This window comes from Bacillus sp. ISL-55 (assembly GCF_018613155.1).
In the GTDB taxonomy this organism is placed as follows: domain Bacteria; phylum Bacillota; class Bacilli; order Bacillales; family Cytobacillaceae; genus Mesobacillus.
This window is the reverse complement of the sequence record NZ_JAGGQU010000044.1, coordinates 11,785-31,854: the sequence shown is the minus strand read 5'-3', so window position 1 is coordinate 31,854 and position 20,070 is coordinate 11,785. Positions and strand designations below refer to the sequence as shown.

The following is a 20,070-nucleotide window of genomic DNA, read 5'->3' as shown; positions in this document are numbered from 1 at the left end:
AGCTCAAAAAGGAGGAGCTAAAATGGAACGAAAAGAACGAGAGCTAAAACCATTGGATATTGAGGAAACCTTGCCTCACCAAATTAACGCTCCTAGCTTCAAGGACACTGGCATTGAAATGAAGGGGCCTTTCGAGAATGAGCATGGCGTCATCATTGGAGACAGCCTTTACGCGTCCGACAACTCCCCTCTTGAGAATTGGTCTGATGAGACCGATCCGGCTGTCATGGCTGGAGATGAATGGGTTCATCCTACCAACGATATTGGCTGGAACACAGCAGAAAACAGAGAGCTTCTGGAGGAAAAAAGAAAGCCGCAGGCCTATCCATTCATGCATCCTACAAAAGATGTGAGCAAAGGCCAGGACTAAATAAAATCTCGTCACGCAATAGGGCAATTAATATATAAAGTGTACAAAAAAAATCCGGGATAACCCGGATTTTTGTCTTTAACCTATGATCACTCGTTCTTGCGGATAGTGAATGGCTTCTTTCTCTGTTTTCCCTCCAATGATTAACAAGAAAGAAATAACACCAACCCTTCCGATGAACATCAGAATAATCAGGACCATTTTCCCTGTATTCGATAGCTCTGGGGTAATTCCCATGGATAGCCCAGTTGTTCCAAAAGCCGATGCGACTTCAAATATGATCGCCAATAGCGCCTGATTTTCTGTCACCATCAAAATAAGGACCGCAAAGAAACAAATAAGAACAGCCATGATGGATACAACCAATGACTTGATTATATCATCCTGATGCAATTCTCTATTGAATATTTTGATTGCCCTTCTCCCCCGTGCAAAGTGGTAAAGGAACAAGAGGTTTAACGCAAAAGTTGTTGTCCGGATCCCTCCGCCGACCGAACTCGGTGACGCCCCGATAAACATCAAAGCTGCCATCAGGAATAAGGTAGGATCAGTAAAATCATTCACATCCATTGTCGCCAAACCACCACTTCTGGTTGTCGTGGATTGGAAAAAGGCATAAAAGAATGAATCCAACAGGGATTTGTCGGACAAGAAATGATTATATTCCAGTACCCATATCGCAACTGTTCCAAAGATAAGCAGGGCAAGGAATGTAAGCGTAGTAATCTTAAGAAATAGAGAGAAACGGAATGGACCACTTTTCTTGCTTCTGAAAAGGAAGCTCTTCAATTCGACCAGTACTGGGAATCCAATCGCACCAAGCGTAATCAATAGTATATTGATTGTAACCACAAAATAATCCTGAGCATATGGGATCATGGAGGCTCCGGTAATATCAAACCCTCCATTGGTTGTCGCACTAATGGATGCGAAAAGGCCGTGAAGAAAGGCTTCTTGCCATGTCGGATAGTATTTTAAGAAATATAAACCCAATAGCAGTGCACCGATCAATTCAATAATGACTATGATTATAAGGATTTCTTTCAGCATTTTAACGAGCCCTGACATCGAAGTCTGGTTCTGGTCCATCATGATTAATCTTCGTTCCTTCAGCCCTATTTTCTTCCTAATAATCAGCCAGAAAAATGTGCCAAGTGCCATGACGCCAATCCCGCCGAACTGCAGGACAAACATGAGGATAAAAATCCCCTGCACAGTAAACGTTTCGTGGATTGTTATTACCGAAAGTCCGGTTACGCTGACAGCACTTGCGGCAGTGAATAACGCATCCATGAAAGACCATTTTGCCCCGGGCTGTATGGCAATAGGCAAACTTAATAAGCTCATCGAGACTAATACCGCAATCATATAATACGCAACGATAATTTGCGCTGGAGATAATTTGTTTAATTTTCTTCTAATGTTAATCCACATAGTGCTTCCTTTCAGCCCTGATTAATTTACCATACCTATGATAAAGAATATCATCTGATTAATAAAGTATTTTCTTGCAGTTTCCAATCATACTATATGCCTTCCGGAAGAATCAACAGTGTCCAATCTCACCCTTAAGCCTTAACATAGCCAAAAAATCAGGTAAACATTATCCAAAAGAATAAAAGATTACCACTTATGAATTCACCTGCAATGTTCAAACTATCTATACAGAGAAATTTTTCTCTGTATACTAACAGAGGAGTTGATAATGATGGCTCGTAATTCAAATAAATTGCTGGTTCCAGGCGTTGAACAATTCATGGACCAGGTTAAATATGAGATCGCTCAGGAATTTGGAGTGAACCTTGGTTCCGATACCGTCTCAAGAGCAAATGGCTCAGTCGGAGGAGAAATCACGAAACGCCTTGTTCAGCAAGCTCAGGCACAGATCTCTGGCCAAAACCGGCAATAAATTGACGGAGTAATTATTGTATGTAGCATATCCACTATCTCCAAAAACACAATTGAATATGAACATGGAAAAAAGTCCGGAGTAAATTCCGGACTTTTACAATTAACTATTTATTTCCAGGATTGTCTTTATTTTTCCCGGATTGGCCCCTGCTGTCACTTTTTTGGCTCTGTTGGCTGCGAGACTTTTTTTCATCATTAAATTGTTTTCTGCTCTGGCCATTTTGATTGTTATTGCCTTTATCAGCATGTGGGTTGTTGTTCCCCTGCCAATTCTTCTTGTTATCCTGGCCATTACCGTTCTTTCCGGGATTGTTATTTCCTTTGGCTTTATCTTGTTCAGGCAGTTTCGCCTTGTCCGGTTTTTCATTTGGAACCTGAGGATCTTTCTTCTTCATTTGACCTGGTGGTTCCTTCTTTTCGGGCTGTGGAACAACAGAAGGAACAGGCTCTTTCTTTCCAGACTCTGGTTTGGCTTTTTGCTTTTCATCCGGCTTGCCTGCAGGCTTCAGCGTTTCCTTTTGCTTTTCTTTGTATACACCAGTCGTAACACCCTGCTTTTGTGCCTTCTCTCTGTCTTCAATTGTTGCTTCCATTACCTTAAGGTTTAAGTTTTCATTTTGTGTTGATTTTTTTATTTCTGATATCTTCTTTTCAAGTGTTTGGTCCACAGATGCTTTAGCTTTCTTATTATGAACAGTCGCGATGACAACGTCTTTTTCTTGTTTTAAGAAACCTTCATCCTTGATTTCCTCAATGATCATCTCTGCAACCACGGCTGCATCCTTCTTTTTCCAGTCTTTTAATTCCCCAATGATTTCTTCCCCTTCTGGATTATACCCTTTCAGGCGAAGGACCTTTAAATCATCATTGACTGCCAATTCAATGCTTGGATTCACATCAATGGACATATATGCGTAAACCTGTCCGTTTTGATACGCAGGAACTAGCGCAGTCATGGCAAGCATAAATACTGCTGCAAGCGCAATACTCCTTGCCTTATAGCTATTTAAAAACGATAGATTGAATCTTTTCTTCTTAACAGTTAGCGTTTCTGGAAAAAAATGAATTTCTTCTCCTACCTGATAATCTTGTTGAAGCTTTCGGGCCCGTAAAAACTCGCCTTCGGGGGTCAACAATGTTAGGTAAAGATCATTGATTTCAAGGATAACCCCTTTTCTCATGTCTCTAACACCCCTTTAATATAATCCTTTAAATATACATAATCCCCAATTAAAATAAGTGCAATTGCAATGATATATTTTCTGTTTCTCTCTATGGTTTTTCTGCTGACATTGACCATGTCTTCCAGTTGCTTGATTGGAAGACGCTTTTTATCTAGAAGTAAATTCTTTAGTTCCTCGTTCTCAACCATGGACTTTGCAACAAGCATAGCGTTCTTCCGGGCATCTGCATGCTTCGGCGACTGCTCGAGCAAATCCTGGAAAGATAGGTCAAAATCTTTTAATATCGACTGAAATTGAATAATCTCTTCTCTTCTTAGTTCCTGTTCTGTTTTTCTTCGGAAATCATCGAGAGAAAGCTCATCTTCAATTGTCGATCTTTGCTGTTCTTCCTCATTTGGATCATTGTATATGTTGAAGCTCAGGTTTTGATTCCGGCTCTGCTGGCGGATATAATCAATTACCCTCCGCTTAATCATCACTTCTGCAAAACTTAATAATGAATTCCCTTTTTCAGAAGAATATTTCTGGATTGCCTCATTAAAAGCAATGAGGCCAATGCTAAATTCATCGTCCGACTCATGTATGTATCTCTTGCAGACAGACGAAACAGTCTTCGCGATAAATGGCTTATATGAATCAATTAATTCTTCTCTTAAAGCAGCATCCCCCTGGTGGATTTTCTCTACAGTTTCTTCCAGTGGCCTGCGCTTTTTCTTTGCCATGAACAATAAACTTAGCAATAGCCTCACCTCTTTTCTCCCCACATTATATCATGACTGTCAATTAATCTTTATGTGGTTAGGCAGTGAAAAGATAGCCACAGATGGCTACCTTTTCGAGTCTATTGTTCATTATGAATTAGTTTTTATCGTTACCTTTTCCGTGACCGTTACCTTTGCCATTTCCATTGCCTTTATTTTCATGTTTCTTTGTATTCTTTTCTTGTTTCTTATCTTGCTTAGCCTGGTGTTTTTCTTCTTTCTTTTGCTGTTTAGCTTCGTTGCGTTCCTGTTTTTCAACAGCCTTTTGTGCCTTACGCTCTTGTTTGGCTTTTTCTTTCTCAGCTTTTGGTGACACTACCGGTACTACAGTTGTGTCGTCATTTACAGGCATTGTTTCTTCAGCAGGCTCTTCAACAACTGGTGTTTCATCAGCAGGCAATAGATCTGGCTCAACCACTGGTTCTAGTTCTACCGGCTCAGTTGTTTGTGTATCTTCTTCCTCAACAGGCTTCTCTGCATATTTTTCTTCTAATTTAGCCAATTTCTTTGCCATCTTAGCATATGTCTTGTCAATGTTCTTTTGAAGTTGCGCTCTTGCATTTTCATTGCCAACGTGTTCCATCGCCGCTTTTAATGCAATGATATTCTGTCTGAGCATTCCTTCGATTTCTTCGAAAGGATCTTCACTTACAACATCTTCTTCCTCAGACCCTTCCTCATCGCCAGGCTCTTCAGCTACAACATCGTCAGCAGGCTCTTCTCCATCTTCAGTCGATTCTGAAGAATCTGCTTCCTCTGTATCTTCATCAGATGTTGTACCCTCTTCAACCTCTGTTCCTTCTTCAGTATCAGCAACCTCTTCTTGTGATACTTCTTCATCCACAATTCCCTGTGAAGTTTCCATGTATTGTACAGCAGCTTCGATCACTTCAAGGGCTTCGTCTTCTTTCCCTTCAGCGAATAAAGCTCCTGCCTCTTGAAGGCGTTCAGCTGCATATGTAGCAAGCAATTCTGCTTCTTTAGCGTTATCAAATGTGAATGCAAGCCTGATTTTCTCAAGTGCAATTTTAGCAAAGTAGAAGAAATCTCCCGGTATCAAAGATGGGTTGATTTCTTGAAGCTCATCGACCTGTGTCTTTGCTTCTTCAAGCTCCTCAGGGCTTACATTCTGCAGTTCTACCGTTTCAACCTCAGAACTGTTCTCTTCTGCCATTGCAACAGGGGAAAATGTAAATGTTCCAGCAAGCACTAAAGCCAATGTACTCTTGGCGATTTTTTTCATCTCTTGGTTAGAAAGTTTCTTCATTCTCAGTTCACCTCGTAAGTTTTTAGGAGCGGCCGCTTTAATCACTACAAGGTTACGTTTGCGCTTACTATGTTATGGGGGTTTTTTAGAAAAAAATAAAAAGCTTCAGTCAAAATTTGACCGAAGTATTAAGAATATTGTTGATATATAAGATATTACAAGGAATTTTAGCTTGTAAAAAAAATTAATGTGGCAACGGCGACTTCAGGCTGCAATCTTCCCATCCTGTTCTGATTTATTGGCATGGTCCACATAAAGGACCATACCACCGGGAGCAAATAACAATTAAAGATTTCTCCCATGCAGAAAGGCGCAATATGTATTCTAGTTGTAATAAAACTTAAGTAATAACTTCCTGATCAAGAATCCGGTAATCACTCCGGGAATGACAAAAAGCATGGGAAGGAAAACTGGCCCTGGAAATAATCCGAGTATTTTTATCTTCGGTGATATCATCAAACCAACTGTTACGAAATAGGCCGAGAAAACAAAAGGCAAAAAGGTGATTTTCTCTTCCTCCGGCATCACGCTTCTATACGCATCCCACATGGCGAACATATATAAACATGGGTAAAACATCAGCCACTGGAAGTCCATGACATGCATAGCCTTTTCCGTCTCCCCAAGGAAGCTGTACATTATCCCTTTGTTAAAATTACTATAAACGTTAACAAGGAACTCTAGCAGGACAAATAAAATGCCCTTTACAAGGTTCCCCGTCAGCAGCTGGGCAAACCCTGGCAGTGCGATGCTCCACATTACCGCTTCTAGTTTGGTTAAGTTCTTTTTAATCGCCACGTCACGCTTCATCCTTTAGTCTTATTATTGGTGCCTTTATGAATGCTAGTTTTTCCACAGTGTCAAAAGAACATCACCTGGAATTACATTTTGCTGCGCATTTTGCTACTTGTTTTAGATTGTCCAATTTGTGCTTCGAATTATCATTTTTCCAGTTATTTGTTAAATCTTTTTCGTGAAAATTACCCGATTCATGTTGTATATTTTTAAACGGTAACCAATAAGCTGGATAGGAAAATTCGGCAAAATTAATAAAACCGCCCCTAGTATAGTAACGGGACGGTTGAATATTATTTGTTATTTTTTAAGAGGGCGATATAATTTTTAGCGAAATTGGGCCAATCTCTTTTTTCGGCAAAATAGCTTTTGAATAAATTTAGGAACAACGGATATTTACCTTTATACGGATACCATTGAATTTCAGATTTCATAAAACCCATGTCTTCCATGATTGCTTTTTCATGACAGAAGATCCTTAAACCTGCCTCTGAATGATATCGGCCTATGCCGCTTTCCTTAGTGCCACCGAAAGGGAGACCATGGTTGGCTACAGTAATAAGCACGTCGTTGATGACGACAGCTCCAGAAACCAGTTTGGAAGCGACGCGACGGGCCTTCGCTTTATCCTGGGTCCAGACACTTGCATTTAGTCCATACACGGTTCCGTTAGCATATGCTATTGCTTCTTCTTCCGTATTGAATGGGACAACAGGAAGCAATGGGCCGAAAGATTCTTCCTGGATGATTTTCATGTCTTGCTCGACTTCAGTAATGACGGTAAGCGGCAGGAACATGCCTTCCTTCCATTCAGAAGGTTTCAATCCAGTTTCCAATTTCGCTCCCCGTTCAAGTGCTTCATCCAGCTGTTCTCTCACCACATCTTTCTGGGCAGGAAAAGTCATTGACCCAACATCTGAATTTATATCGTTTCCCTGCTGAAGAGAATTCACTTCTTTTTTCAGTCTTTCAAGGAACTCTCCATAAATTGACCGTTGCACATATAACCGCTCAGCGCTCATACAAACCTGGCCGCTGTTTGTAAAAGCCCCCCAAGCAGCTGCCTTAACTGCCCTGTCGAGATTGGCATCCTCAAATACAATCATCGGATCCTTGCCGCCGAGCTCAAGCGTTGTTGGAATCAAATCCTTCGCAGCCTGCTGCTGGATGATCTTCCCTGTACGGACAGAGCCTGTAAAGAAGATGTAATCCGGCTTCCCCGATGTGAATGCAGCACCAACTTCCTTGCCGCCATGAGCCACCTGTACAGTTCCTTCCGGGAATCCAGAGCGCCGGAATAAGTCTTCGATGCATGTACCAACAAGCGGAGTCACCTCTGATGGCTTCAGAATGACAGAATTCCCTCCTGCCAGAGCGCTGATCATCGGTACCATCGCCAGCTGCAGTGGATAATTCCAAGGTGATATTACAAGTACGACACCACGCGGCATATATTCAACAAAGGATCTTTTCCCGATGAGCAATAAAGGCGTTTTAACTTTTTGCCTGCTAAGAACCTTTTCAGCATGTTTGATAATATGATCGATTGCATCAAGTGTAGGCATGATATCGGCTACGATAGACTCGGTCAATACCTTGCCTGTATCGTCTGAGATTATTTTTGCTATTTCATCCATTTCCTCGACCATCAACTGCTTAAGCTTTCTTAAATATCCCGTTCGCTCTGAAATGGCAAGACTGCTCCAAGTCCCAAAAGCCTTCCTCGCCTCCTGATAGAAGAACGGAACTTCATGGACAGGCGTCTCCTCGATTTCGGCAATAACCTCACCAGTCGCTGGGGCAACAACCGACATCTTTTGCACTTCTTCAACTGAATGCATGTTTATTCACCTGCCAATCATTAAAGTTTTATATAATGTTTATTTGGTACTGAGTATTATTTTTATTTTCCCGATAGAAAGCCGTCATAGCAGCAATCCCTTCCTTGAAGTCAGGGCATGCAATCCCTGAATCCTTTAAGTCATCCTGTGCCTGGGATGAATCGAAATGGCCTCTCCATGTAAAATAGTCAAGTGCTTCTTTTTCAACCCCAAGATACCTCCTAAGCACCCGGAAATTGAGTCCTCTTTTTGCGAGGGCCAGTGGTACAGAGCCTTTGGGCTGCTTCTTCAACAATTCGTACATCATCATTTCATAAAGCTCAGACACTTTGTATGGTTTGGGGTCTGTAAGATGATATGTTTTCCCTGCTCCCTTATCAGCAAAGGTTAAGTAGGTTGTCGCCTCAATAATATAATCCACTGGCACAAGATTGACAACAGTATCGCCTTTTCCAAGCTTTGGCAGGAATGGCATGAAACTGAGGCGGTCGATAAAATTCATGATGAAATACGGTCCATCAAACTTGATGGTTTCTCCTGTTGCTGAATGACCTTTAACAATCCCTGGCCTGATGATGGTTATGGGAACGTCGGATTTCAATGATTCTACAAGGACTTCTGCTTCATACTTAGTCTCTTCATAGTAGTTTTTGAAACCGGGTGGTTTGATTAATTCATCCTCATATAGTATACCTTCCCGTTTGCCGGCAACATAGCCGGTGCTAAAGTACGTATAGCGCTTAATATTTTTCAGGGTCTTCGCCCATTCATTCACGTTCCTTGTACCATCTACGTTGACACGGTAGGCAATTTCCTTTGGAACCGCGAGATCGTATATCGCTGCAAGGTGGAATACATGGGTTACTGCTGTCTCAAGCTGTACTTGTATTTCTGGGTCAATAGCCAAACCATAAGCCGTAATGTCGCCTTTGATAATCTCAAACTGACTCTCAGGCATGCTGAAATCCCGAATGATCGCCGCCTTCTCAGTTTCTGCCTTATCAACCATATTCGGCAGTACCAATACATAAAACTTTCCTTTACCATCATTTTTCCTAAACACTTCTCGTATCAATTGATTGCTGATGAATCCAGGAAATCCTGTAAAAAAGTACCCGTACTCCATGAATGTCCTCCTCACCTTTAATTAGCTTTATTTTAACGGTAAGCGCTTACATCCGCAATAACTTTGCTGACTATTCTGAAAAATACGATTAATACCAGGGGGGGGGAACAATACTTCAAGGCAGCTACTCGTTATTATGAGAGATTTATGCCTTCGTAAGAAAAGCGCAAGCGCCTTGGTCAGCCCCGACAAGCGCTGGAGGGCATGACAGTGAAGTCGCTCTTTGACTTCATTGGCAGGACCGAAGCGTCTCGAGGGGCTAGGCGCTGGAGCTAGACACTAATCTAAGTGGATAAATTTATACTTTCTTATCCATTAAAAAGAGACCTGGCAAATTGCCAGGCCTCTCGCATTATCTTCTTCTAAAATCTTTATTTGAATCTTCTTCTTTTACGCGTTGCAGGAGTTCTTCTAACATACCGGCCATTTCTTCTTTCGAGTATTTTCCCTTTTGGAAGTATGTCTGGCCCTCTTCTGTTCTCGTTTCATAATCTGATTCTGTATGCTCTTTTAGCAGATAGGCTGGTACCAGATGGCCATCTGGTGTCGCGTACATTTTATTTCTCCTTCGATAATCTTTGTCAAAGAAACTATAGACTACCGGGATGACAAACAGCGTCAGGAATGTACTGCTGATCAGGCCGCCAATGACGGTAATTCCCATTGGCTGGTTGATTTCGGTGCCTTCCCCAATGCCTAGCGCGAGCGGAAGAAGTCCAAGAATGGTCGTCAGCGCCGTCATCAAAATTGGACGTGCCCTGTCTTTGACCGAAAGGACAATCGCTTCGTGCGGTATCAAACCACGCTCTTTCTTCTGGTTGATGTAGTCAACGATCACAATTGCATTATTAACCACGATACCTGCAAGCACTATGATACCAATAACCACCGTCAAGCTTACTGGGGTTCTCGTTGCCGTCAGCGCCAGTGCAACACCAATTACCATCAGCGGAACCGTGAACATGATGACAAATGGATACTTCAGTGACTCGAACTGGGCTGCCATTACAAGATAGATCAAAATGATGGCCAGAACAAAAGCCAGTACAAGATCATCTATTGATGATTGTAGCAGCTCTCTGTCCCCACTGAAAACTACTTCAGTTTCTTCTGGTAAATCAAGTTCTTCTATCTTTTCATCCACCTTTTTGGATATATCACCAAGGTTTGTTGATGACTTGTATTTCATCGTGAATTCAACTGCACCCTGTTGATTGATCCGCTGGATTCTGACAGGACCGCTGCCGGTTTCAATATTCGCAACCTGGCCAAGGGTAACATAGTTACCGTCAGGTTTCTTGATCAAAAGCTTTTTCAGCTCATCGATATTCTTTGTTACTTCACTATCATACTCGACATATACACCAAGAATTTTTCCATCTTCACTTGGCATTTGTGTTGCCATATCCCCTCGAGTTACATTGTTGACAATCATGGCAATTTGCGCTGGTGCCAGTCCCTGCTCCAGTGCTTTTTCCCTGTCAACCGTAATCTTGATTTCCTCAACAGTATCATTCTGACTAGTTGTCAGCTCATTGACATCGTCGAGTTCATTCAGGGATTCATATATTCTATCAACAGACTCATTCAGGCGCTTTTCACTTGAATCGCGAACATTGAAAGTAAGCGTGTTCGGAGCAGAACCGGATGTAGACTGCATATTAAAACCTAGTTCAGCACTGCTGTTTGCATTTGCAGCAGCTTGTTCCAGCTCTTTTTTTACATCATCGACAAACTGGAAGGTACTGATTTCCCGTTCTTCAAGCTCATCCATCTTTACATACAATTCACCGACATTAGCATTCGTCGTGCCTCTGAATGAAGCCTCTTGAGTAGTACCAACCAGGCTTACATAAACATCGACCTCTTCTTCATCTTTCAATTTATCTTCGAGAGCAGCCATGACTTTTTGAGTTTCAGAAAGAGCAGCTCCGTTTTCGAGATTCACCCTGATGCTGAAGAATCCTTCATCCGTAGGAGGAATAAACTGGGTTCCAACGGTTGTCAGACCATACCCTCCTCCGGCCAGCATCAGCAAAGTGATCAGAATGACGATGAATCGATGGCGAAGTGCCCACCTGATCGACTTTTCCAATCCTCTCAATGAGCCTGAACGCTGCCTTCTCGCTTCGAGATTTTTCTTCGGCGCCTTCAATAGCCTGCTGGCTAACATTGGGACAACGGTCAAAGCAACCACCAATGAAGCAAACAAACTGAATGAAATCGTCAAAGCGAACTCTGTAAACAGCTCGCCGATGATACCTGAGATGAAGACAACTGGCAAAAACACTGCTACGGTCGTCAAAGTTGACGCAGTAATCGCAGCTCCTACTTCCTTGGCTCCATCCCTTGCCGCTGTTTTCGGATCCTTGCCCATTGAAAGATGGCGATATATATTTTCGATGACGACGATAGCATTATCTACCAGCATCCCGATTCCAAGAGCCAGCCCGCCAAGCGTCATGATATTCAATGTAAAATCAGCAAAGAACATTAATACGAAGGTGAAGATGACTGAATACGGAATCGCTATCCCGATGATAAGTGGACTCTTCACATTTCTAAGGAAGAAAAACAGAACGGCCATCGCTAGCAATCCCCCGACAATCAGGGAGTTTGAAATATTTCCGATTGCCATTTTGATATAATCTCCCTGGTCAAAGAGTACCTCCGACTCTATCCCAGCATATTTATCACGTTCAAGCAATGTCTCCAGCTCATCAAGAAAAGCTTCAGAAACCTCTGCCGTGTTGGCATCAGATTGCTGCAGGACACTCAACAGTACGGAAGGAGTCTGATTCGTCCTTGTAATCGTATTATCATCCTGTTTTTGCAGCTCAACTGTTCCAACATCCTTTAGTTTGACCTTCTGGTTTGTCACCGGATTGTTGAATACTGTCAGATTCTTTAACGTATCTAATGAATCCAAAGTACTTATGATCCTGGTCGTCAATTCTTTGCCTTCTGTCAAAATCGTATCACCAGGCATCGACACATCATTAGCTCTGATCAGGTCTACAATGTCGGACTGGCTCAGTTTATAGCTCTTTAACTTTTCCTGGTCAAGTTCCACCCTTACTTCCTGTACGGATGTACCTGATAAATTGACGCTTGCGACTCCTTCGACCTTGGTAAGCTCCAGTTCAAGCTCTTCCGCCAGCTCCCTTAACGCAGATTCATCCTGCCCAGAGCTTAATGATAGCTGGATGACTGGAAATTGAGACGGGTCGAACTTCATGAATCTCGGCTTATTGGCGTCGTCTGGAACCGGCGTCATATCCAGCCTCTGGATGACTTCATCCTGGATATCGTCAATATTGGTTGTCCAGGAAAACTGCATCAGGATTAGGTTGGCACCTTCCTGTGAAGTAGAGGTCATCGTCTTGATTCCCGGCAGCGTAGCCAAATTAGCCTCGAGAGGCTTCGTTACCTTTTCCAAAACTTCCTCAGGACTGGCTCCCTGATAATTTGTCACAACTACCCCAACAGGCGGATTTATATCCGGGATCAGTTTCAACGGAATCCTCATCAATGAAACAACCCCAAGAATCAGGACCAAAAACATGGTCACTAATGTAAAAACAGGCCTTCTAATCGAAAAATTGCTGATTTTCATACGCTAACTCCTTTCGGCGGTAAAACACAGTGACTGACCGGACGGTTATTACTCTACCATACTTAATATAGTGAAGCTCACTGGATAATTCAACTATCCAGCGTGCAATTTAAAAGAACAATTTTTAACATTTTCATCCCTTAAGCATACCTTTCATTTTATAGTAATAAAAGGATTAATGAAACTTTAAGGCGCTGAAACTTCAGTTTGGCTAGGCAGGAAAGATGCCCTTATGATGCACACTCCACTCATATAAGGGTACCTTTAGGCAGGAAAGATGCCCTTATGTCGCACACTCCACTCATATAAGGGTACCTTTAGGCAGGAAAGATGCCCTTATGACGGTCAGTCCACTCACATAAGGGTATCTTTTGACAGGAAAGATGCCCTTATGACGGTCAGTCCACTCACATAAGGGTATCTTTAGGCTGGAAAGATGCCCTTATGACACACACTCCACTCATATAAGGGCACCTTTAGGCTGGAAAGATGCCCTTATGACGCACACTCCACTCATATAAGGGTACCTTTAGGCAGGAAAGATGCCCTTATGACGGTCAGTCCACTCATATAAGGGTACCTTTAGGCTGGAAAGATGCCCTTATGACGCACACCCCACTCTCATAAGGGTATCTTTTGAAAAAAAAAGTGAGTTCCCCTATGGTTCGGAATAATCCGTATTAAAAACGGAAAAAAAGCAGCAAAAAAGCGGCAGCTTATGCCACCGCATTTTTCCCTGTCTTCGATAAGGTTATTCCTGTAAATCCTGCTGCCAGTGTCAGTACGGGTGACAGCAGGCAAAAGAAAGCAAATGGAACATAATCCATTGTGCTGACCCCAAGGACGCTGCTAAGGAAAACACCGCACACACTCCATGGGACAAGCGGGTTGATTACTGTCCCCGCATCTTCCAGAATACGCGAAAGATTTTTCGGATGCAGGCCAGCTTTTTCGAAATGGCCAGCAAATGTATTTCCTGTTATAAGGATTGAAAGATATTGCTCACCGATCAAGAAGTTGATTCCGATTGCAGATAAAGCTGTTGACCCAATTAGCACAGGCAACTTTTCAAGTCTGCTGGCAAGCCCTCGCAATAAAGCCGGGAGAACACCAAGCTTGAACAGCAATCCACCCATGCTTAAAGCAAGGAGTACAAGCGAGACTGAGAAAAACATGCTCTCAAGCCCCCCGCGGCTCAGCAGGGAATCAAGCTGCTCGTTGCCACTCTCAGAAACATAACCTGAATATAAAATCCCCGGAAGTCCGCCCCACTCGTTTTGCGGGACAACCATCATACTGATGATCATCGCTGAAAGGGTTCCTGCTCCCAGTGTCAAAATTGAAGATACTTTTTTCACTGCAAGTATCGCAATGATAGCGAGCGGAATGAGCGAGTACCAGTTTACAAGATTCATCTCTAAAAGAGTATCCTGCAAGCTGCCAAGCTTTGTGAAGTCTGCTGAACCTAAATCTGGCGACAAGGCAGCAAACATCACAAGTGAAATGAAGAACGCAGGTATCGTCGTCCAGCTCATGTTTTTGATATGCTCAAAAAGATCTACTTTAACTGTAGCAGACGCTAAAACGGTTGTATCCGACAACGGCGACATTTTATCACCAAGGAATGCTCCCGATACCACCGCACCAGCCGTTATTGCCAATGAGAATCCCAAACTTTCACTAACCGCTATGAACGCTACACCAATCACAGCAGAGGTAGTCAATGAACTGCCAATACTTAACCCAATAACAGATGTGACGATAAAGACAATTGCATAAAACCATTTTCCAGTCACTAAATCAAATGCGATATATATCAAAGTAGGAATGGTACCAGCGGCAATCCAGCTGCTGACCAGCATTCCAATAAAGAAAAAAATCATCACAGCTCCAAGACCCGCCTTGGCACCCTCAATCATACTTTGTTCAAGTTCATTCATCTTGATTTTTTTCAGCAGCCCATAAATGATCAAAGACCCTATACCTATCAGGACCGGAATGTGCGGCATTAATTCTAGTTTTATCATGCCATAACCGATTCCTGCCAGCAGCAATAATATTACTGCAGCAGCTTCAGAAGTTTTTAACGTGATTGATTGGCTTTGGTTTAACATGTTGATTCCCCCAATTAGTCGTAAAATACAAAAAGCTCCACTAAGTCTAGGGACGAAGGAGCTCCGCGGTACCACCCTAATTGGCAAACAATGAGATCTGCCCACTTCATTAACAGTGCCTATCTGTGACAGGTGTAATTCAAATCAGCCATTGCCTGGATTCTCATCAACCATCCAGTTTCTTTTTTGCTGCTTATGGAGATTTTACTAGTTTCTGCCGGCACTGAATATATAACTTTTATACTTAAACGCTTTTATGCATAAAAGCGATATAGAATAATATTAATATAGTATCTGATATTGAAAATGTCAATAGATTGAACTAAATAAAGTGAGATTTTTGCCCCCGACAGCCCTTTTTTAATATAAAAAAGAGCCGGCATTCAACAATGCCGGCTCAGCTTATTATGAAGCATCCATAGGATTATAAAGTTTTACTTCAGGATTCTTGTCCTGGAACCACCTTAAGGCAAATTCATTCTCGAACAAGAATACTTTTTTGTCATAACGGTCAGTGACAAGCAGGCTCCTCGAGCTGGACAGGTTTTCGTTCACATCGTCGCCTTCAATCCAGCGGGCAATCTTGGATCCCTGTCTTTCCATCAGAACCTCTACATTATATTCGTTGCGCATCCTTGCTTCGAATACTTCGAATTGAAGCTGTCCGACAGCACCAAGAAGGTACTCTTCCGTCTTCAATGTTTTGAATAGCTGGATGGCCCCTTCTTGGACAAGCTGCTGGATTCCTTTATGGAAATGTTTTTGCTTCATGACATTCTTTGCTGAAACCTTTACGAAAAGTTCTGGTGTGAACTGTGGAAGCTTTTCATACTGGAATGCTTCCTTTCCAGAAACAATCGTATCGCCAATCTGATATGTGCCCGGGTCGTATAGCCCGATTATGTCTCCTGCTACAGCTTCCTCAACAGTGCTGCGATCATCAGCCATGAATTGCGTAGACTGCGCAAGCTTCATTGATTTTCCTGTACGGCTAAGCTGGACGGTCATTCCTCGTTCAAACTTGCCTGAGCAGATGCGCAGAAAGGCAATTCTGTCGCGATGAGCCGGGTTCATGTTTGCCTGGATCTTAAAGATAAAGCCAGAAAACTCCTCTGATTGGGGATCGATTTCCCCTGCAGTCGAATTCCTTGGCTGAGGCTCAGGCGCAAACTGCAGGTAAGAATCCAGGAATGTTTGGACACCGAAAGCCGTCAGGGCACTCCCAAAAAATACAGGTGTCAATGTTCCATCTGCAATCCTTGCCTTGGAGAATTCATTTCCTGCTTCATTCAATAGCATGATTTCCTCTAATGTCTGGTCATATAAGGAAGACTCTTTTATAGAATGATCTCCAGCTATTTCGCCTTCTTCATTCAATGGAACAAACCGTTCGTCCTCATCTACACGGAACTGCTCAATCCGGTTGTTGAATCGGTCATAGATCCCCAGGAACTCCTTACCCATGCCAATCGGCCAGTTCATTGGATAAGATTCAATTCCAAGCACTTCTTCCAATTCAGCAAGAAGCTCAAGAGGGGCTTTACCCTGGCGATCAAGCTTGTTGATAAAGGTAAAGATCGGAATTCCTCTCATGCGGCAAACCTTGAAAAGTTTGAGAGTCTGATCCTCGATACCCTTTGCTGAGTCTATGATCATCACGGCACTGTCGACCGCAGTTAACGTTCTATAGGTGTCCTCAGAGAAATCCTGGTGGCCTGGTGTATCAAGGATGTTGACCTTGAAGCCATCATAATCAAATTGCATGACACTTGAGGTAACGGAGATTCCACGCTGCTTCTCAATTTCCATCCAGTCACTTGTGGCAAACTTTCCAGTCTTCTTCGCTTTTACCGTACCTGCATCACGGATGGCGCCGCCGAACAGCAATAGCGTTTCCGTAAGCGTTGTTTTCCCGGCATCCGGGTGGGAAATAATCGCAAAGGTCCTACGCGATTGTACTTCATCTTTTAATTTTTTCATCATTAAATGTATCCTTTCTGTTTAAAGGCAAATTTCCTCATAGAAAAGCGCAAGCGCCTTGGTCAGCCCCGACAAGCGTTGCCCGCCTATAACGCCACGTCCTGTGGCTGGCGGGTCTAGCACATCGTGTGCCTCGGAGGGCCGGCCATTGAAGTCGCTTTTTGACTTCATTGGCCTGACCGAAATCGAAAAGTATAGCCGACTGTCCAGAAACACAGAAACTGGAGACTCCGACAAAGAAGNNTTCGGAGTTTCTAGGAGGCGACACTAGACAAACGTCTCGAGGGGCTAGGCGCTGGAGCTGGACAATTCTCGAGTCGAAAAATCCATTCTTTTTCACTATAAATTTAATCTTATCTTTCTAGCGGTAAGTTTGCAATCCTGCAGTTACATATCAGAACTTTTAAATATTTTCCTTTTACGTTTATAATAACTCCAGGAGGTGCAGCATGGATTCAGTTACACATACACTTTTCGGTTTGGCTTTATATGGCGCCGTTGATAAAAAACATATGAAAAAATCGGAGAAGCGTGCTTATTTACTTACCGCGGTCGGCGCAAGCCAGATTCCGGACATCGATGTCATATCACAGCTATGGGATAATGAAGGGCTTTACCAGATGTGGCACCGAGGCATCACCCATTCGATTTTCCTGACACCATTGTGGGCCGCATTATTTATTCTACTATCTTTCCTTCTATTTAAAGTAAGGGATGTGAAACTTTTTTTCCTTGGATGGATCGCAGTCATCATCCATAATACAAGTGATTTATTCAACGCCTGGGGGACTGGCTATCTCGAACCATTTTCCAATATGAGAATCACATTTGGAACAATTCCCATCATTGATTTCGTTTTCTGGGTGGTTCTCGGAACAGCGTTTGTTGCTTCAAAATTCAATAAAATAAAAAGTCCATCTTACTTTAAACTTGCATGGGTTTTTATTGCTCTGCATGTCATTATCCAAAGTGTACAGGGCTGGATGCTTTATAATCAATATGAGGACGATTATGAACAGATTGCACTTTCTGCTGGCTTCATTCCATGGACATATACCGTAATCGCCAAGAATGATGGTGAAGTTAACATTTATCAGGATAATCTCTTCTCAGAAAGAAAGCTTCAATATGAGCTTACATCCGCGGAGGATGCAGATCTCAATGTATTATTCTCTGAAAAACCTGAAGCTAAGACGCTTACTGAATGGTCCCCATTTGTCGTGATCGTTGACGATGGAGATAGAATAGGAGTCTACGATCCACGCTTTTACCGAAACGGACAATCCTTCCTGTTTGAATATATCGATAAAACACAATAAGGAAGAAAAGCAAAAATGCCTTGCAGAGAACTGACAGGCACTTTCAGCTGAAAAAAGGTTTGGACCATACAATCAATAAAAAAGAGCAGCCGAAAGTTGGCTGCTCTTGCGATATACTTTTACATTTTTGTTGCTATATCATCCATCATTTCATCTATAGTCATAGTAACTTCATTCGTTTTCCTCGCTACAGCAATGGTGAATTCCAACAACTCTTTATATTTTTCTACTGGAATCATTGAATTCGTCTTCTCGTATTCGTTCACTTTAAGACCGAGATTTTGCAGGATCATGATTGCCTCTTCTACAGATCCTCTTTCAACTTCAAACATTCTGATTCCCCCTATTTCTCTGGTTGAATTCCATTATGAGGGAGTTAAACCTATTTTTAAATGGTAAAAATTTCATCTATAACCAATCCCATTGTAAAAATTAGGTTATAAGTCTGTAATTTAAATGATTTAACTATAAAAATGTTAAATAAGTAGATAATCTAACTAAAATCACCACTTTAGAACCAGGTCCTTTTACCTTTATTTTGTCATCTTCCATTCAATTTATTGGATAAATTCGGTAAGTTTCCTGATGAACTCATTTCCTGGTATAAGCTTTCCTCCTCCCTGTACTAGCGTTTCGTTTCCACCGCCTTTGCCATCAATGAGGGATAGAGCATGCTTTGACCATTCTTTTAAATTGCCTTCTGCTTTTTTCCCTTTTGCCAGCACGAATTGCAGCTTGTCATCATTTTCTGAAGCAAGCAAAAAAACCTTATCTTCTGCATTCGATACAAGCAGCCTCGCCAGGTTTTGAAGTTCCTGGATACTCCTGTCCTGATATACGGAGCTGGCTATATCGCTTGTTACTGATCCTATAATCTTGTTTGCTTCGAATTCTAATAATTGGCTCTTCATTTCTTCAATTGATTTTTCAAGTTCTTTCTTTTGCCCTAGAAGTCTATTTACTGCTGCACTTAAATCCTGTTCAGGTGCATTCAGCTGGGCTGTGAGCTCCTTGATAACTTCATGCTTTTGACCAAGCTTGTTCAGAACCCTTTTGCCACAAACAAACTCAACACGCATCATTTTCTTTTGCCTTTCCCATCCCAGGATTTTCAATGATCCAACCTCTGCAGTGCTGTTTGGATGTGTGCCACCGCAGCCATTGTAGTCAAAGTCAGGAATTATGACGAGCCTGATGTTATCAGATACGGATAATTCTTTCCTGAGTCTGTATTGCTTAAGTTCCTCTTCATCGACCCATTTAGTGACGATAGGGCGATTTTCTAGAATCACCTGGTTAGCTAGGCCTTCCACCTTTGCAGCCTCATCGGTTGAAAGATTTTCTGTATCCAAATCTATTGTCAGTGTATCTTTACCAAGATGAAAACTGACCGTTTTATATCCATATAAATCCTCGAACGAAGCGGAAAGAATATGCTGTCCAGCATGCTGCTGCATATGGTCAAATCGGCGTTCCCAATCAATTGCCCCTTCAACAGGATTTCCTGCAGTCAATTTTTCTTTTGTATAATGGCGGATTTCTCCATCAACTTCCTCAACATCCACTACTTCTATCCCATTTAAGAACCCGGTATCGAATGGCTGACCACCACCGGTCGGGTAAAAAGCTGTCTGAGAAAGGACTGCGTAGATCCTCCCAGATTCGTCTTCTTTTTGCGCAGTCAGCTCCGCAGAGAATTTTTTCATGTAGGCATCGTGATAATATAATTTGTTTTCCATGGCAATCTTCACACTCCGAAATAAAACTTATGCTAACCAGTATAGCA

15 protein-coding genes are annotated in these 20,070 nt (G+C 42.4%); 3 read left to right on the top strand and 12 right to left on the bottom strand.

Annotated elements, in window-relative coordinates; all coding sequences use genetic code 11:
• Positions 1–22 precede the first annotated feature (22 nt).
• Entirely contained in the window at positions 23–370 is a 348-nt protein-coding gene (locus tag J7E32_RS19495) for a DUF3905 domain-containing protein (RefSeq protein WP_214910879.1), read from the top strand.
• Between the two features lie 78 nt (positions 371–448).
• Here J7E32_RS19495 and J7E32_RS19490 read toward each other — a convergent pair whose 3' ends face one another.
• Positions 449–1,804 carry a TrkH family potassium uptake protein gene (locus J7E32_RS19490; protein ID WP_214910877.1) on the bottom strand — a complete coding sequence of 452 codons (1,356 nt, stop codon included), beginning with the start codon at positions 1,802–1,804 and terminating at the stop codon, positions 449–451.
• Between the two features lie 274 nt (positions 1,805–2,078).
• Between J7E32_RS19490 and J7E32_RS19485 the strand changes: the two genes are divergently transcribed.
• Positions 2,079–2,279 carry an alpha/beta-type small acid-soluble spore protein gene (locus J7E32_RS19485; protein WP_214910941.1) on the top strand — a complete coding sequence of 67 codons (201 nt, stop codon included), beginning with the start codon at positions 2,079–2,081 and terminating at the stop codon, positions 2,277–2,279.
• Between the two features lie 106 nt (positions 2,280–2,385).
• On the opposite strand, the gene J7E32_RS19480 is transcribed toward J7E32_RS19485, so the two are convergent.
• The 9 genes from J7E32_RS19480 to J7E32_RS19440 form a co-directional block, all read right to left on the bottom strand.
• Positions 2,386–3,462: an anti-sigma factor domain-containing protein gene (locus J7E32_RS19480; protein WP_214910875.1), complete on the bottom strand. Its 1,077-nt coding sequence runs from the start codon at positions 3,460–3,462 to the stop codon at positions 2,386–2,388.
• On the bottom strand, positions 3,459–4,214 hold the full coding sequence (sigI, locus tag J7E32_RS19475) for an RNA polymerase sigma factor SigI (RefSeq protein ID WP_483297623.1): 756 nt from the start codon (positions 4,212–4,214) through the stop codon (positions 3,459–3,461). The genes J7E32_RS19480 and sigI overlap by 4 nt, the downstream gene beginning before the upstream one ends.
• Positions 4,215–4,323: 109 nt before the next feature.
• Complete coding sequence (locus tag J7E32_RS19470) at positions 4,324–5,493, bottom strand: DUF5667 domain-containing protein (RefSeq protein ID WP_214910871.1); 1,170 nt, start codon at positions 5,491–5,493, stop codon at positions 4,324–4,326.
• 324 nt (positions 5,494–5,817) lie between these two features.
• Positions 5,818–6,252 carry a hypothetical protein gene (locus J7E32_RS19465; protein WP_286183595.1) on the bottom strand — a complete coding sequence of 145 codons (435 nt, stop codon included), beginning with the start codon at positions 6,250–6,252 and terminating at the stop codon, positions 5,818–5,820.
• A gap of 329 nt (positions 6,253–6,581) precedes the next feature.
• Positions 6,582–8,129, bottom strand: coding sequence for an aldehyde dehydrogenase family protein (locus J7E32_RS19460; protein ID WP_214910867.1), 1,548 nt, complete (start codon positions 8,127–8,129; stop codon positions 6,582–6,584).
• Positions 8,130–8,157: 28 nt separating this feature from the next.
• A complete protein-coding gene (locus J7E32_RS19455; RefSeq protein ID WP_214910865.1) occupies positions 8,158–9,255 on the bottom strand; it encodes an SDR family oxidoreductase in 1,098 nt (365 codons plus the stop codon).
• Between the two features lie 352 nt (positions 9,256–9,607).
• The gene (locus tag J7E32_RS19450; protein WP_214910863.1) at positions 9,608–12,871 is read right to left on the bottom strand and encodes an efflux RND transporter permease subunit; all 3,264 of its coding nucleotides are present in this window, start codon (positions 12,869–12,871) and stop codon (positions 9,608–9,610) included.
• Positions 12,872–13,587: 716 nt separating this feature from the next.
• Positions 13,588–14,985: a Na+/H+ antiporter NhaC family protein gene (locus J7E32_RS19445; protein WP_214910861.1), complete on the bottom strand. Its 1,398-nt coding sequence runs from the start codon at positions 14,983–14,985 to the stop codon at positions 13,588–13,590.
• Between the two features lie 405 nt (positions 14,986–15,390).
• Positions 15,391–16,965: a peptide chain release factor 3 gene (locus J7E32_RS19440; RefSeq protein ID WP_286183594.1), complete on the bottom strand. Its 1,575-nt coding sequence runs from the start codon at positions 16,963–16,965 to the stop codon at positions 15,391–15,393.
• 449 nt (positions 16,966–17,414) lie between these two features.
• Between J7E32_RS19440 and J7E32_RS19435 the strand changes: the two genes are divergently transcribed.
• Positions 17,415–18,284, top strand: a complete 870-nt coding sequence (locus J7E32_RS19435) for a metal-dependent hydrolase (protein WP_214910857.1) — start codon at positions 17,415–17,417, stop codon at positions 18,282–18,284.
• A 119-nt stretch (positions 18,285–18,403) separates the two neighbouring features.
• On the opposite strand, the gene J7E32_RS19430 is transcribed toward J7E32_RS19435, so the two are convergent.
• Complete coding sequence (locus J7E32_RS19430) at positions 18,404–18,616, bottom strand: hypothetical protein (RefSeq protein WP_214910855.1); 213 nt, start codon at positions 18,614–18,616, stop codon at positions 18,404–18,406.
• Between the two features lie 225 nt (positions 18,617–18,841).
• Positions 18,842–19,990, bottom strand: a complete 1,149-nt coding sequence (locus J7E32_RS19425) for an alanyl-tRNA editing protein (protein ID WP_286183582.1) — start codon at positions 19,988–19,990, stop codon at positions 18,842–18,844.
• Positions 19,991–20,070 lie beyond the last annotated feature (80 nt).